11 protein-coding genes are annotated in these 15,338 nt (G+C 37.5%); 10 read left to right on the forward strand and 1 reads right to left on the reverse strand.

The genetic code is table 11. The annotated features are described in order from the left end of the window. The first annotated feature begins 134 nt into the window (after window positions 1-134). The 5 genes from MHB53_RS22365 (at window position 135) to MHB53_RS22385 (ending at window position 6,547) form a co-directional block, all read left to right on the forward strand. Entirely contained in the window at window positions 135-2,426 is a 2,292-nt protein-coding gene (locus MHB53_RS22365; RefSeq protein ID WP_340922590.1) for a glycoside hydrolase family 95 protein, read from the forward strand. A gap of 38 nt (window positions 2,427-2,464) precedes the next feature. Further along, complete coding sequence (locus tag MHB53_RS22370) at window positions 2,465-3,496, forward strand: glycoside hydrolase family protein (RefSeq protein WP_340922593.1); 1,032 nt, start codon at window positions 2,465-2,467, stop codon at window positions 3,494-3,496. Window positions 3,497-3,598: 102 nt separating this feature from the next. Then, a complete protein-coding gene (locus tag MHB53_RS22375; RefSeq protein WP_340922596.1) occupies window positions 3,599-4,741 on the forward strand; it encodes a DUF2264 domain-containing protein in 1,143 nt (380 codons plus the stop codon). A gap of 48 nt (window positions 4,742-4,789) precedes the next feature. After that, window positions 4,790-5,659, forward strand: a complete 870-nt coding sequence (locus MHB53_RS22380; protein WP_340922599.1) for a metallophosphoesterase family protein — start codon at window positions 4,790-4,792, stop codon at window positions 5,657-5,659. A gap of 57 nt (window positions 5,660-5,716) precedes the next feature. After that, on the forward strand, window positions 5,717-6,547 hold the full coding sequence (locus MHB53_RS22385) for an amidohydrolase family protein (RefSeq protein ID WP_340922602.1): 831 nt from the start codon (window positions 5,717-5,719) through the stop codon (window positions 6,545-6,547). 43 nt (window positions 6,548-6,590) lie between these two features. Here MHB53_RS22385 and MHB53_RS22390 read toward each other — a convergent pair whose 3' ends face one another. Further along, window positions 6,591-7,610 carry a LacI family DNA-binding transcriptional regulator gene (locus tag MHB53_RS22390; RefSeq protein ID WP_340922605.1) on the reverse strand — a complete coding sequence of 340 codons (1,020 nt, stop codon included), beginning with the start codon at window positions 7,608-7,610 and terminating at the stop codon, window positions 6,591-6,593. A gap of 843 nt (window positions 7,611-8,453) precedes the next feature. Here MHB53_RS22390 and MHB53_RS22395 point away from each other — a divergent pair. The 5 genes from MHB53_RS22395 (at window position 8,454) to MHB53_RS22415 (ending at window position 15,192) form a co-directional block, all read left to right on the forward strand. Next, complete coding sequence (locus MHB53_RS22395) at window positions 8,454-9,425, forward strand: ABC transporter permease (protein WP_340922608.1); 972 nt, start codon at window positions 8,454-8,456, stop codon at window positions 9,423-9,425. 27 nt (window positions 9,426-9,452) lie between these two features. Next, window positions 9,453-10,349 carry a carbohydrate ABC transporter permease gene (locus tag MHB53_RS22400; protein ID WP_340922610.1) on the forward strand — a complete coding sequence of 299 codons (897 nt, stop codon included), beginning with the start codon at window positions 9,453-9,455 and terminating at the stop codon, window positions 10,347-10,349. Between the two features lie 193 nt (window positions 10,350-10,542). Beyond that, the gene (locus MHB53_RS22405) at window positions 10,543-12,168 is read left to right on the forward strand and encodes an ABC transporter substrate-binding protein (protein ID WP_340922613.1); all 1,626 of its coding nucleotides are present in this window, start codon (window positions 10,543-10,545) and stop codon (window positions 12,166-12,168) included. A 134-nt stretch (window positions 12,169-12,302) separates the two neighbouring features. Next, window positions 12,303-13,613 carry an alpha-L-fucosidase gene (locus tag MHB53_RS22410; protein WP_340922615.1) on the forward strand — a complete coding sequence of 437 codons (1,311 nt, stop codon included), beginning with the start codon at window positions 12,303-12,305 and terminating at the stop codon, window positions 13,611-13,613. A gap of 298 nt (window positions 13,614-13,911) precedes the next feature. Then, entirely contained in the window at window positions 13,912-15,192 is a 1,281-nt protein-coding gene (locus MHB53_RS22415; protein ID WP_340922617.1) for an alpha-L-fucosidase, read from the forward strand. Window positions 15,193-15,338 lie beyond the last annotated feature (146 nt).

Raw genomic sequence — 15,338 nt, forward strand, 5'->3', positions numbered from 1 at the left:
GAAATATATCAATCTTTGAGAGTGCTTAAATATGGAGGTAACGGATTTGGAAATTAGAAGAAACATTGCATTCGCCAGCCTGTTTTGTGGTTGTAATTATAATGGCAATTGTTTAAAAGAAAGGAGTTGAAAAAATGCATTCAGACAAGCAACTTTGGTATGATCAGCCTGCCAAAAAGTGGGTAGATGCGCTCCCAGTTGGTAATGGTCGGTTGGGAGGAATGATTTCAGGTAATATTCAGCAGGAAAAAATTCAATTAAATGAAGATTCTGTTTGGTATGGGGGACCGAAAAATTCGAATAATTCGGATGCACAAAAGTATCTACCAAAGATTCGTCAATTGTTATTCGAAGGAAAGCAACACGAGGCGGAACATCTAGCTAGAATGGCTATGCTCTCTCAACCAAGATATTTACACCCGTATCAGCCTCTTGGAGACATGTATTTATATTTTCTTGATCAGGAAGGTCCCGTTCAGGATTACCGTAGGGATTTGAACTTAGATACAGCGATTGCAAATGTTAGCTATACATTAAACAATTCGGGTTTTTACCGGGAATATTTCAGCAGTGCTGTCGACGAGGTGTTCATCGTTCGGTTGACGAGTGAGAAGCCAGGCGGATTGAATTTTAGTGTAAATATGATGCGTCGCCCTTTCGACATTGGCAGTCGGGCAATGGCATCAGATACAATTATGATGTTTGGTGAGTGTGGTCGCGACGGTGTTGAATTTCGTACTGTAGTAAAGGCAATAACTGAAGGGGGAAAAGTGAGCACGATCGGGGATTTTATTTCAATCGAAAATGCTGACTCAGTCACACTCTTTCTTGCAGCAGCAACAACGTTTCGCAATGATAATCCCGAACAGGTGTGTCTGGAACAAATCGAGTCTGCTTCCCGAAAATCATATGCTGCATTAAAAGAAGCTCATATTACGGAGTACCGGGAAAAATTCCGTCGGGTATCTTTAGAGCTTGCCGGCTTAGATATAAGGGAAGAATCCTATACACTTCCAACTGATCTACGATTAAAGCGCTATCAGGAAGGAAAGGAAGATTTGGGATTGGTATCACTGTTTTTTCATTACGGCAGATATTTACTCATCTCCTGCTCAAGGCCTGGGAGTATGGCTGCAACCCTGCAAGGGATTTGGAATGATAGTTTTGTCCCACCTTGGGAATCGAAATATACAATTAATATTAATATCCAGATGAATTATTGGCCTGCTGAAGTGTGTAATCTCCCGGAGTGTCATGAACCTCTTTTTTATTTGATTGACCGCATGAGGGATAAAGGAAGGATTACAGCGCGGGAAGTTTATGGGTGTGGAGGATTTGTGGCTCATCATAATACTAATATATGGGGAGAAACACATATTGAAGGTATTCCCTTATCCGCCTCCATTTGGCCGATGGGTGCGGCTTGGCTTTCTTTGCATTTATGGGAGCATTATCGATTCGGAAGGGATGATACTTTTCTAGCTAACCGTGCATATCCTGTGATGAAGGAAGCGGCTGAGTTTTTTCTGGATTATCTTGTAGAAGATAGTGAAGGGCGCTTAATTACAGGTCCGTCTATCTCTCCAGAAAACACGTTTATACTTCCAGATGGAACACGTGGTAATGTTTGCATGGGCCCTTCTATGGATACTCAGATCCTAGAATCACTTCTTATTGCAGTGCTTGAAGCTGGACGAAAGTTAGAGGTCGATCGGGAGTTCTGTTCAAAAGTGGAGGGAGTATTAGCTCGAATACCTCAGCCACAAATTGGGAAACACGGTCAGATCATGGAGTGGGTCGAGGATTATGAAGAAGAAGATCCAGGACATCGTCACATTTCCCAATTGTTTGCATTGCATCCGGGGGAAGCGATCCATCCGGTTCATACTCCTGCATTGGCTGAAGCTGCAAAACGTACATTGGAAAGAAAGTTAGCCAATGGCGGTGGGCATACCGGGTGGAGTCGGGCTTGGATTATCAATTTCTGGGCGCGTTTGGGAGAGGGGGACAGTGCTTATGAAAATATACGGCAACTACTGACAACATCGGTATATACGAATTTATTTGACGCTCATCCTCCTTTCCAAATTGATGGCAATTTTGGAGCGACGGCAGGTATTGCTGAAATGCTGTTACAATCTCACGTTGGGGAAATTGTTTTCCTACCCGCATTGCCTAAGGCATGGCAAGCAGGAGCAGTTAAAGGGTTGCGAGCGCGCGGTGGATTTGAAATCGAGATGATATGGAAAACTGGGAATTTGGTTTCCGCTAAAATCGTGGCGAATCAAGAAGGACCTTGCCGCATCAGGACTGATATTCCACTTTTGATTAAGTGTGAAGGCGAAATTATGCCTGGTAGTTATCAACAATCTCTTCTTGAATTTAAAGCTATTAAAGGAAAGATATATACAATAACCCCAATTTAATAAGCACATTAAACACTTTCAATAAAGGATGAGGAAAAATGATCATTTCAAATACACTATATGAAAGAATCCTACCTGCTCCTAAAGATGGCGGATTTCGTATGGAAGATTATTGGATCTGGTGTGGGTCGGTAATTGAAGGAGAAGATGGCCGTTATCATATGTTCGCTTCGCGTTGGCCCAAATATCTTCCGATGCATCCAGGTTGGCTAGTTGCTTGCGAAGTTGTTCGTGCTGTATCGGATAAGCCGGAAGGGCCGTATGATTTTCAAGAGGTGGTTTTATCCGCGCGTGGCGCACAATACTGGGATGGTAGAAGTACGCATAATCCTCATATTACTAAGTATGAGGACACATATCTGTTATATTATATGGGCTCAACACATCCTTTCGAAGATGTGAAGCCGAACGAAGCTTTTAACTTACAAGACCCGAGAACGATCGTGGCCCGATCTAATAAGCGAATTGGGTTAGCCACTTCAAAAAGTATTAATGGTCCATGGGTGAGGTCGGATGATCCTATATTACAAACACGCCCTGGGAAGTTTGATAGTTTTCTCGTTTCAAATCCCGCACCATGTGTAAATGAAGATGGCTCAGTTTTGCTCATTTATAAGGCCAGAACTTATGTGGGGAATTACCATAGTGACATGATGATAGGTGTAGCAAAAGCGGAAAATCCATTCGGTCCGTACGTGCCCATTACAGACGAGCCAATTTTCAGTTCTGCTGATGTTCATATTGAAGATCCTTTCATATGGAAATCGGAAAAAGGCTATGAAATGATTGCTAAAGATATGAAGGGAAACCTGTGTGGTGAACGACATGCTGGAATTCACGCCGTCTCCGTGGATGGAGTTTGTTGGGAGATTTTACCCGGTGTAAAAAGTTATTCGCGCAAAATCAAATGGGATGATGGAAAAATACAAACTATGGGTTCTTTGGAAAGACCGTTTATCTTATTTAAGGAAGGACACCCCCGCTATTTATTTGCAGCAACAGCGGATGGAACAGGCGGATTTTCAAAAGCAACGAAAACATGGAATATGGTCATTCCATTGAAGAATTAAAGCAAGATTTTATATACACTTTTAAAATAAGACTTTCTAGATAATAGTTATGGATTATTGCATTCATTCATTCATTTTAATAATTCAAAAGGATGGTTCAAAATGGAGCAAAAATTTAGTGCGGATCGAAAATATTGGTTAGAGACTATGTGTAAAATTGCTGACCCAGTACTTCATGCATTATCTGATAAACGATTAAAACTACGAATGCCAATTGAAGGAAAGCTGTCAGACCGAGATAAGTATAGTTATTTGGAAGCTTTCGGTAGACTATTATCTGGTATGGCGCCATGGCTTGAAACAGGTCCAACTAGTGGTAAGGAAGGTCAATTAAGAGAAAAATATGCTGAACTATCAAGATTGGGAATAGATGCAGCAACTGACCCTGATTCACTAGATTACATGAATTTCACTGAAGGGCATCAACCCCTTGTTGATGCAGCTTTTCTAGCACATGCTATTGTTCGTGCACCAAATGAATTATATCGAAAACTTGAACCCCGCGTTCAAAGAAATTTGGTGCAAGCATTAAAATTAACACGGACTCGGAAACCATTTTTTAATAACTGGTTATTATTTTCAGCAATGATTGAAACCGCATTATTTAAAGTTGGACAAGACTGGGATCTGATGAGAGTAGATTATGCATTAAAGCAACATGACCAATGGTATGTTGGTGATGGTATGTACAAAGATGGACAAGAATATCATATGGATTATTATAATAGCTTTGTGATCCAGCCGATGTTGGTTGATGTTATTGAGACTGTAGCTGACCAATCCCCAGATTGGAAAGAAATGAAAGAATATGTTATCAAAAGGGCAAAGAGGTTTGCTATTATTCAAGAAAGAAGTATTTCTCCTGAGGGAACATTTCCGGTTGTAGGTAGATCACTTGCCTATCGATTTGGTGCTTTTCAACATTTAGCCCAAATGGCGCTTCAGCATAAAGTGGATAAAAGTCTTCAACCAGCCCAAATAAGATGTGCACTAACAGCTGTTATTCGTAGAATAATCGAAATGCCCGAAACTTTTGATGAAGGTGGCTGGCTTCGTATCGGTTTATGTGGGCACCAGCCTGAATTAGGGGAGCCGTATATCTCAACAGGTAGCTTATATTTATGTGCAACTGTTTTTTTGCCCCTCGGATTACCTGAAAATGATTCGTTTTGGCAAGGAGAAGCAGAATGGACATCTAAAAGGGTATGGTCTGGAATGGAGGTTCCTATTGATTCCGCGCTATAAAGGTATAGAATGGATAGGGAAAATCATCCAATTATGGAGGGGTGCCAAATGCCTAAAGAAAATCCAATCATTGAATTCTTTGTGATTAGTGATATCCAACTGACCGTACATAATGAAAAATCACATGAGAAATTGAAGGTGGCTTTGCAAGATCTACAAGCCATCAATCCAAATGTAGATGCATTGATCATCAATGGCGATTTGATTAGTGATGGAGAAAGCGAAAGCTATCAAAAACTTGGAGAAATATTAAAAAGTAATGTACATGCTAAACATACATTCTTTACAATTGGCAATCATGAATATTTCAAAAATGACGGTAATCAACCTTCTAAAGAGAGGTTTTTATCGTTTGCGGGTTTGGAAAATGTATATTATAAAAAAATGATTCAGGACTATTCATTCCTATTTCTTGGAACGGAGAGTTGGGGACCAATCGGTGCTCCGACTAAGGATTCGGCAGTTTTAAGTGCGGCACAGTTAGCTTGGTTAGAAAATGCATTAAAGGGACATCGCGGGTCAGAAAAGCCAGTTTTTGTATTTTTACATCAACCAATTCCGTATACGATACCAGCAACTGATCTGGAATATTATCAAAATGGCATTATTCAAAGTAAGGAATTAATCGATATACTTGGTCAATATCCACAAGTAATCTATTTTTCGGGACATTCCCATTGGGATTTGCAATTGCCAGGCATGTTTTTGCGGAAAGAGTTTTCAATGGTTAATTCAGGTGCTATTTATAATACTTATGGGATAGATGGCAATGGGGAAGAATCAGTCATCGATGCAGAGGGAAGTCAAGGACTATATATACAAATTTATAATCATAAAGTTGTGATTAAAGGCCGTGATTTTTCTAAAAAAGGTTGGATAAACTTAGCAGATATCAAGTTTAATGTGGACAATAACTAAGACAGGCGAATCAAGTTGGAAAATAGGTGGTTATCACTTTAAAAAAGGAAGGGTTATATGAGAATCGATGCACATCAACATTTTTGGAAATTGGACGAAAAACTAAATGATTGGCCGACACCAGATTTACAAGCGATATACAAAGATTTTCTACCAGAAGATCTAGCTGTTCATTTAAAAGCGCATCATATTGATAAAACAGTACTTGTCCAAGCAGCTCCTCTTATAGCAGAAACGGAGTTTTTACTAGATTTAGCAACACAATATGATTTTATTGGTGGAGTTGTTGGCTGGCTAGATATGGCTTCTGAACAATTTCCAGTACAATTTGCTAAGTTGACTAAACATCCTAAATTCATTGGTATTAGACCCATGCTACAAGGTCTAAAAGATGATCGGTGGGTATTGAGGCCTGAGGTGAAAAGAAATATTCATATATTAGTTGAAAATGACTTTCCGATCGATTTATTAATCTATCCTAAACATCTTCCTCATATTGTGGAATTATTAAAAGAATTCCCGACATTAAGAGCAGTTATTGATCATTGTGCCAAACCTAATATTGAGAATCAAGAATGGGAGTCATGGGCTGATTCGATAGCCGACGTGTCAGTGTTTGAATCAGTTATGTGCAAAATATCTGGGCTAGTGACAGAGGCAGATCATAAAGCGTGGAAAATCAGTGATTTTAAACCTTATATTCAACACCTGATTAAAAGCTTTGGTACGAGTAGAATTATGTTTGGTAGCGATTGGCCAGTTTGTCTCTTGGCTGCACAGTATAGTGAAGTGATGGAAATTGTAGAAAGTAATTTGCCTAAAAAGATGACAGTAGAGGATTCGAAGCTATTATTTGGAAAAAACGCGCAAATGTTTTATAGACTATAGAAAATGAAAGGGTAGAACTTCATAAGTTCAACCCTTTCACCCTTTAATTAAGATTATAAAGTGAGGAAGCTCTAATATTGAATTCGGCTGGGAGAACTATTTTTCTAGGTTGCTCTGGTGCAGTTTTTTCAATTCTTTCGATTAGCATTTGCATACCCATGTATCCAAAATTATAAGACGGTTGTTCTGCAGCCGTCAGAAAAAGTTCACTATCTGTATAATTTGGCACCCCATCATAACAAACAACTGCTACGTCTTCAGGAACTTTTATATTATGTTTTTTTAATGATTTAACAATATTAAGTCCGATAAAGTTACTTGTGGCGAACATAGCTGTTGGCCGCTCACTTATTGGTAACTCCATCATTAGCTTGATCGTATCAGAAAGGTCGCTGTTACGGAAAAAGTGACTATGATGTATCAAATTGCTGTTTACTGGCAAACCATGCAATGTTAGAGTGTCATGATATGCTCGATAACGATCTTGCGAAGTTGCGACATCGGAGGGACCATTGATGATCGCAATCATTCTATGACCTTGCCCTATAAGATGTTCCATTAATCTACGGGTGGTCGTCTCATTGTCACTTAGAACTTGGTCACACTTAAGATCTTTAATATGACGATCGATTAATACAACCGGGATATTATATTTCGTCAGTTTGCGAATGTTTTTTTTAGAAGAGTCGTTTGCTGGAGCTATCAGCACACCATCCGTTCCAGTAGATATAAGCATATCAACATATTTTGATTCTTTTTCAACACTTTCATCACTGTTACAAAGCATCAATTGATAACCCATCTGCATAGCTTTATCTTCGGCACCTCGTGCGACGTTTGTAAAAAAGGGATTCGCTATATCTGTAATCATTAAAGATAATATTTTTGTCTTTTTGGAAATTAAACTTCTTGCAGAGTTATTAGGGACGTAGTTTAAATCTTTTATAATATCCTCTACCTTTTTCCTCGTTTTTTCACTAATATTATCTGCATGGTTAATTACTCTTGAAACCGTCATAGCTGAAACATTCGCTTTTTTAGCGATATCATAAATAGTTACCAAAGCTTTTCCACTCCTTTATATACCTAAGGCCACAATATATTGTTAAAATTATACAAGTATCTACTTTCAATACATCATAGATATTATTTTCGGTCTTCCAAAACTACTGATATATAGAAGAAAAAGGCCCTTTAAAAAGAAAAGGGCAGGTGGTTCCTGTCCAAATCCAAATAAAGGACCAAGCTTATAGACAAGAATACACTACTTTCATCATTTGGTAAATAGGGTTCATCCATACATTAACTACTAAAACCATAATTTCCCACTCTTATGGTTTAATTAAGCCTATATATTTTCTTTAACTTTAACATAAGGTTATTTTATCTGAAATGCTAAGTTGACACAAAACTATAGCCTTATTATTACCTTGTTACCTATATCCTTATTGTAACATCAACAATATTATAATAAAAATGGCGAGCATTTATGAACATATAATAAACAGTTGAACTATAACTGTAACCCTGCTATTAGACAATAAATAGTCTAATAGCAGGGTTTTTCATTTTTAATCAATTAAAACATGAGTAAGTGTAAATTAAATAAAATTATTAATTTTTTTGAAAATTTGAATTGACAGTCAATTGTTGAGGTGTTACCTTTAAATTACCGATAACATAAAATACCAAATCCTATGTGTAGTAATACATTTTAAATGGTTTACTAACCTAGAAATGGTGCTTAAATAATTTGGAAAAAGAGGTGTGAAAATGTTAGGTAAGGTGGAATGCACAATGGGAAGGGGATTCTGCTAGGTTAAAGGAGTTTTTAACAGGCACTAATAGCTAAAATGTAAGCGCTTAACAGTAGGTTATCATCTCAAACTTATAAGGAGGGTTATAGTTGAAAATTACAGAAACAGTGGAAAATAAGAAAAAGGTTTCTGCAATACTGAAAACAGGTAAAAAAAAGTCTTTCATAAAACAAATGAAAGATAGCTGGCAGCTACATGTGCTTTTTTTCCTTCCATTGATGTATCTCATTGTATTTCATTACATTCCTATGTACGGGGTAACTATTGCTTTTAAAAGCTTTAATCCTGCTCAGGGGATTTTAGGGAGTCCGTGGATAGGATTTGATCACTTTATCCGATTTTTTCAGTCACACGAGTTTTGGAGATTAATCAAAAATACATTATTCTTAAGCTTTTATCAATTAATAGCAGGGTTCCCATTTCCAATTATTTTAGCATTAAGCCTGAATTATGTGAACAAACGGCGTTTTAAAAAGACGATGCAGATGGTGTCTTATGCACCTCATTTTATCTCAGTCGTAGTAATGGCCGGCATTATTCTTATATTTCTTGAGCCGAGTGGGCCGATTAATGGTCTTCTACAATTACTAGGGTTTGAGACAAACCACTTTATGAGTAACCCTGATTATTTTAAATCCATCTATGTTTGGTCAGGAATTTGGCAGAGTGTCGGCTTTGGATGTATCATCTATCTCGCGGCTTTATCCAGTGTTAGTCCCGCCCTTCATGAAGCCGCCACTATAGACGGCGCAACGAAACTTCAAAGAATTTGGCATATTGACATTCCGGGAATATTACCTATAACAATTATTTTACTCATCCTTGATATGGGGAATATTTTAAACATAGGATTTGAGAAAGCACTATTATTACAAAATCCATTGAATCTACGAACATCCGAAATAATCGATACTTATGTATATAAAGTAGGACTAGTGTCCGCAATTCCCAATTATTCTTACGCTGCTGCGATTGGATTGTTTAAATCAATTATTGGTTTGATTTTAATTTATTCGGTCAATAAATTTGCTAAAAAGGTAGGGCAAGAAAGTTTATGGTGATGATACAAATAGAAAGAGGCGATTACGTTGTCCGTTAATTCTATTCGAGACACTGGCAAGGATAGAATATTTGAAATAGTTAATTATACTATACTTAGTATTCTGCTTATTGTATTTCTTTACCCACTCATATTTATTGTTAGCTCTTCCTTTAGTTCTACTGAAGCCGTCGTTGCAGGTGATGTTTGGTTGTTTCCTGTTGACTTTAGCTTGGAAGGGTATAAAGCAGTATTTAAATATAAGCATGTGTGGACAGGCTATGGGAATTCCCTTTTTTATATGATTGTCGGTACTTCTATTAATATTGTATTAACGATTCTAGCTGCGTATCCATTGTCAAGGAAGGAATTTTACGGTAGAAACATTTTAATGTTTATCTTACTCTTTACAATGTTATTCAGTGGTGGTTTAATTCCAAACTATTTACTTGTAAAGGAACTTGGAATGTTGGATACACGGTGGGCGTTGATCATACCTAATGCCATGTCCGTATTCAATGTTATTATCACAAGAACTTATTTTAAAATGACGATTTCTGATGAATTGGTAGAGGCAGCAAAAATGGATGGATGCAGTGACTTTAGGTTTTTGAGAAGTGTTGTTGTTCCGTTATCGGGACCTATTATTGCAGTTATGGGATTATTTTATGCTGTTGGACACTGGAACAGTTTTTTCAGTGCCTTAATTTATTTAAGAGATCCAGAATTATTCCCATTACAATTAATATTAAACAATATCCTCATTCAAAATAAAGTGGAAGCAGAAATGTTAATCGATGTCCAAAGGGAGGCGAATCTGTCCGGCTTAAGAGAATTGTTAAAATACTCGTTAATTGTTGTAGCGTCCATCCCAGTACTCGTTATCTATCCATTCGTACAAAAGCATTTTGTCAAGGGTGTTATGATCGGGTCGTTAAAAGAATAAGCCCTATAAACCTATATTCGAATAATTGGTAGTTTAGAAAAAAATAGAATATTACCTACGTTCACCATGGAAAGGATGTGGTGTGATAGGAGTTAAAGACTATCAAAGTGGAAGCTAGCTAATGTTTAAACTGATTATAGTGAAAACGTGGATACTATCAAATTAATAGGTAGACTCAGGGGGGGGCAACCATATGAAACATAAACCAATTATTTTCATAGCAATGCTATTAATCTTGACGCTATTTTTGGTGGCGTGTAATAAGGATGGAAAAACTAGCACCACACCTAAAGATAAGTCTAAGCAAGACGAAGAAATCAAATTGTCTGAACCTGGAACTTTTCCAATCACAGAGGAAAAAGTAACATTAAGAGTATTAGTGCCTGCGTCTCCGAGTGTAGAGGATTTTAAAACAAACAAATTTACAAAATGGTATGAAGAGAAAACAAACGTGCATATTGAATGGGAGGTCATGCCTGACGATAATGCGTTGAACCTAGTTCTAGCTAGTGGTGATCTGCCTGACGTTATCATGAATACTTCTATAACACCTTCGCAGCTTATGATATATGGTGGACAAGGTATGTTTTTAAAACTTAATGAATTAATAGAAGGTCATGGGAAAGACACCAAGGAATTGTTAGAAGAGAGACCAGATATTAAAGATGCGCTTACGACACCTGATGGAAGCATTTATTCTTTACCAGTAATAAACGAGTGCTATCATTGTACAATGTCACAGAAACTTTGGGTTTATGAACCATGGCTTGACGCGTTAGATCTTAAAATGCCTGAAACAACAGAAGAATTCTATCAGGTACTAAAAGCGTTTAAAGAAAAAGATCCAAATGGAAACGGTAAACAAGATGAAATTGCTATCTCTGGTAGTAAAGATGTTTATCCATACCCCTCCTTTCTAATGAATCCGTTCATTTATTCGGAAATGTATTTGGACGATGGAGAAATTAAAGTTCCATATATTTCTCAGGAATGGAAAGAAGGATTAACATTTATTCACAAATTATATAAGGAAGGCTTAATGGCAAAAGAATCGCTGACTCAGGATGGGGATCAGTTAAAGCGCATGGGTAATTCAAAAGAAACTATTTTGGGAATGTCCATGGGTAACTGGCCCGGGAGCTTCATAGACGCAGGACAACCCGACGGGAAATGGTTAGATTATAAAGCTGTTCCTCCTTTATTAGGGCCAGACGGTAACCGAGTTTCCTGGTATAGTCCAGCTGTACCCGCAAGAGCTGGATATATAATAACGAATCAAGCAAAACACCCAGAGGTTGCTTTACGTTGGGCAGAAGGTTTTTATGATCCGGAGGTAACGTTAAGAGCTGAGGCGGGTGAACCTGATAAAGATTGGAGATGGGCAGAAGATGGGGAAACTGGCATTGACGGTGAAGCGGCGATGTGGGCAAGGCTGAGCTCTTTCGGACAAATGCAAAACTCTCATTGGTCACAAAGAGGACCATTAATACGAACAAATGAATTCCGATTAGGTGAAGTAGAATCGAAAGAAGTACCACTTGAACCGTTTCTTTATAATGAAACTAAGGATAAATATGAACCATATAAAGATGAAAGTAAAGCATTGCCACCTTTATACTTTAGCGAAGAACAATCTGCCGAACTCTCTGAGCTTGAAACGACAATAACAAGCTTTGTTGAAGAATCGAATGCACGATTTATATCTGGTGATGAAGACATTGAAAAAGGTTGGAAAACTTATTTAAAAACATTGGAAGGTATGAATGTAGAGCGATTCATTGAAATTTACCAAGAAGCGTATGATGCAAAATACAAATAATTAGATAAAGAAATAAGAAAGGGAGTAGCAGAGATACAATGTGGTACTCCCCTTTTAGAAAGAATAAAAAGAATAAAAAATTTATGATCATAATAGTCACATATAGCAGATTTAAAAATAGGAGGTTGTTCTTTATGACTATTGTAACTGATAAAAATACGGAAAACTGGCCTACCAACTATGGAAATCCACAATGGTTATTACATGATCGATTTGGATTGTTTATTCATTGGGGACTATATTCAAGTGCTGCTAGGCATGAATGGATTATGAATCGGGAAAAGATTCACCCGGATACATATAAAAAGTATTTTAAGCATTTTGATCCAGACTTGTATGACCCGAAAAAATGGGCGTGTGCTGCAAAAGAGGCAGGAATGAAATACTTTGTTATTACAACGAAGCATCACGAAGGGTTTGCTCTCTGGGATTCAGAGTTAACTGAATATAAAGTTACTAACACACCTGCCAAACGGGATTTATTGTTGGAAATGGTTAATGCATTTAGGGAGGAAGGACTTAAAGTAGGTTTTTATTATTCTTTAATCGATTGGCATCATTCAGAATTTCCTATCGATCAATTACACCCGCAAAGGGATGACGAGGAGTTTAAAGAGAAAGCTGCTAATAGGGACATGAACAAATATGCAGAGTATTTACACGGGCAAGTTCGTGAATTATTAACCAATTATGGAAAAATTGACTATCTTTGGTTTGACTTTTCTTATAAAAATCTTGCGGGAGAGAACACCGGTAAGGGGTCAGAAGACTGGCAGTCTGAAAGATTAGAAAAGCTGATTCTTGAGTTACAGCCTGATATTCTTATCAATAATCGTCTTGATTTAGATCGTGGTGTGATAACACCTGAGCAGTATCAGCCAAGTGAAGCTCCTACGAAAGGCGGAAAACCTGTAATATGGGAAGCTTGTCAAACGCTTAATGGTAGCTGGGGATACGATAGAGATAATCTGGATTGGAAATCAGGTGAAATGCTCCTTAAGATGTTAATTGATAGCGTTTCAAAAGGAGGGAATCTCTTACTGAATGTTGGACCAAATGCACGAGGCGAGTTTGATCAAAAATCTCTCGACAGCTTGAGTGAGATTGGTACGTGGATGAGAGTGAATTCACGTTCAATATACGGGGCTAAAAATAGTGAATATACTGCACCGTTAGATTGCCGCTATACTCAAAAAGGGAATCGATTATATCTTCATATTTTTTCTTGGCCATTTAAACATATTCATTTAGACGGACTTGCTGGAAAAATAGAGTATGCTCAATTACTTCATGATGCGTCGGAAGTAATTTATAAAGAACATAATTCGAACGAAATTCACACACATATTTCAACTAAAGTAAGACCAGGGTCAGTTACATTAGGACTTCCAGTACAAAAACCTAATGTTAATATCCCTGTCGTAGAAATCTTTCTAAAAGACTAGCAAGTACACATGAACACAGATACATCTATATATTTGTGTTCATGCTTTTATTTTTTATTCAGATTTTAAAACAATATATAGTAAAAGTAATTTCAAAAATGAAAACTAAATTACTAGGCTACGGAAACTCCACAAATTCATAGCTAAATCCTCAGAAAAAGTTAAATTGACAGTTAAGTCTAATGATGTTATCTTAACATTACCGGTAACATTTTGTATCAAAGTTTATATGCATCCTATGTTATGAAAGGTTTACTGGCTTAAAATTGTGTTGAAAATTATGTGGAGGCGGGTAAAGATGAACAGGAGAACTGAACGGACAAAATGGTTTTTGGAAGACAGATATGGAATGTTTATCCACTGGGGCTTGTATGCTATTCCTGCAAGGGGAGAGTGGGTAAGAAGTTTTGAAAAAATTAGCAATGAGGATTACCAAAAATACTTTGAGGAGTTTAACCCAACTCAATATAATCCAAAGGAATGGGCGAAGGCAGCCAAAGCTGCAGGGCAAAAATATGTCGTACTTACGACCAAACACCATGATGGATTCTGTTTGTTCGATAGTAAACTTACTGACTATAAAGCCACAAATACACCTGCTAAGAGGGACTTGATCGAAGATTATGTAAGCGCATTCCGTGAAGAGGGTTTGAAAGTAGGCTTCTACTATTCTATTATCGACTGGTATCATGAGCATTACCCAGCATATGGAGATCGGATCCATCCAATGAGGGATAATGAAGCGTATAAGGACAAAGAGATTGATTTCGATACATATCTGGAATACATGCATGGTCAAGTAAAGGAACTGCTAACCAACTATGGGAAAATTGATATAATGTGGTTCGATTTTTCTTATGACGATATGACAGGTGAAAAGTGGAAAGCAACAGAATTAGTTAATATGATCCGGGATATCCAGCCTGATATACTCATTGATAATCGACTAGGTGGAAACATAAAAGCGGGCAATCCAGAAGTTTATGCAGGCGATTTTTTCTCTCCAGAACAAATTGTTCCTCCAGAGGGGATTTTGGATGAAGATGGTGAACAGGTGCCATGGGAGGCATGCATTACATTAAATGACAATTGGGGGTACCACGCTAAAGATACGAATTATAAATCTCCTAAACAAGTAATTCGCACTTTAGTAGAATGCGTGAGTAAGAATGGAAATATACTCCTAAATGTTGGACCAGATGCGAAGGGCCTTATACCAGATCAATCAATAGCGATTTTAGCGGAAGTAGGCAAATGGATGCAACGTAATGGAGATAGCATTTATGGTTGTCAAGCAGCTGATTTAGCAAAACCGGAATGGGGTCGCTACACACAAAACGGTAATAAATTATATGCCCATGTGTTTGATAGAGGGATTGGACCGATCTATTTTGCGGGATTAAAAGGAAAAATAAAAAAAGCTAGATTGCTAGCAGATGGATCGGAGCTTAAGGTTTTTACACCATGGATGGCGGAGGAGTACTCAGACATTGAAGGTGGCGCTTTTATTACATTACCGGGTGCAAGACTCCCAGATGAATCCGATACAGTAATAGAATTGGAATTGATTGAAGGTTGAATAATCCTATTTTATAATAGGTCCCCCTCACAGTAGAGTAGAGCGACTGAATTTTATTGTCATTTCATCGGAATTTTTAAAATGCGGAAAGTTCAATTTTTAAAATTTAGAATCAGTGGTACTTTTTCTTTGGTGCCCTACGATAT

The sequence above is a fragment of the Bacillus sp. FSL K6-3431 genome (genome assembly GCF_038002605.1).
Lineage (GTDB): Bacteria > Bacillota > Bacilli > Bacillales > Bacillaceae_C > Lederbergia.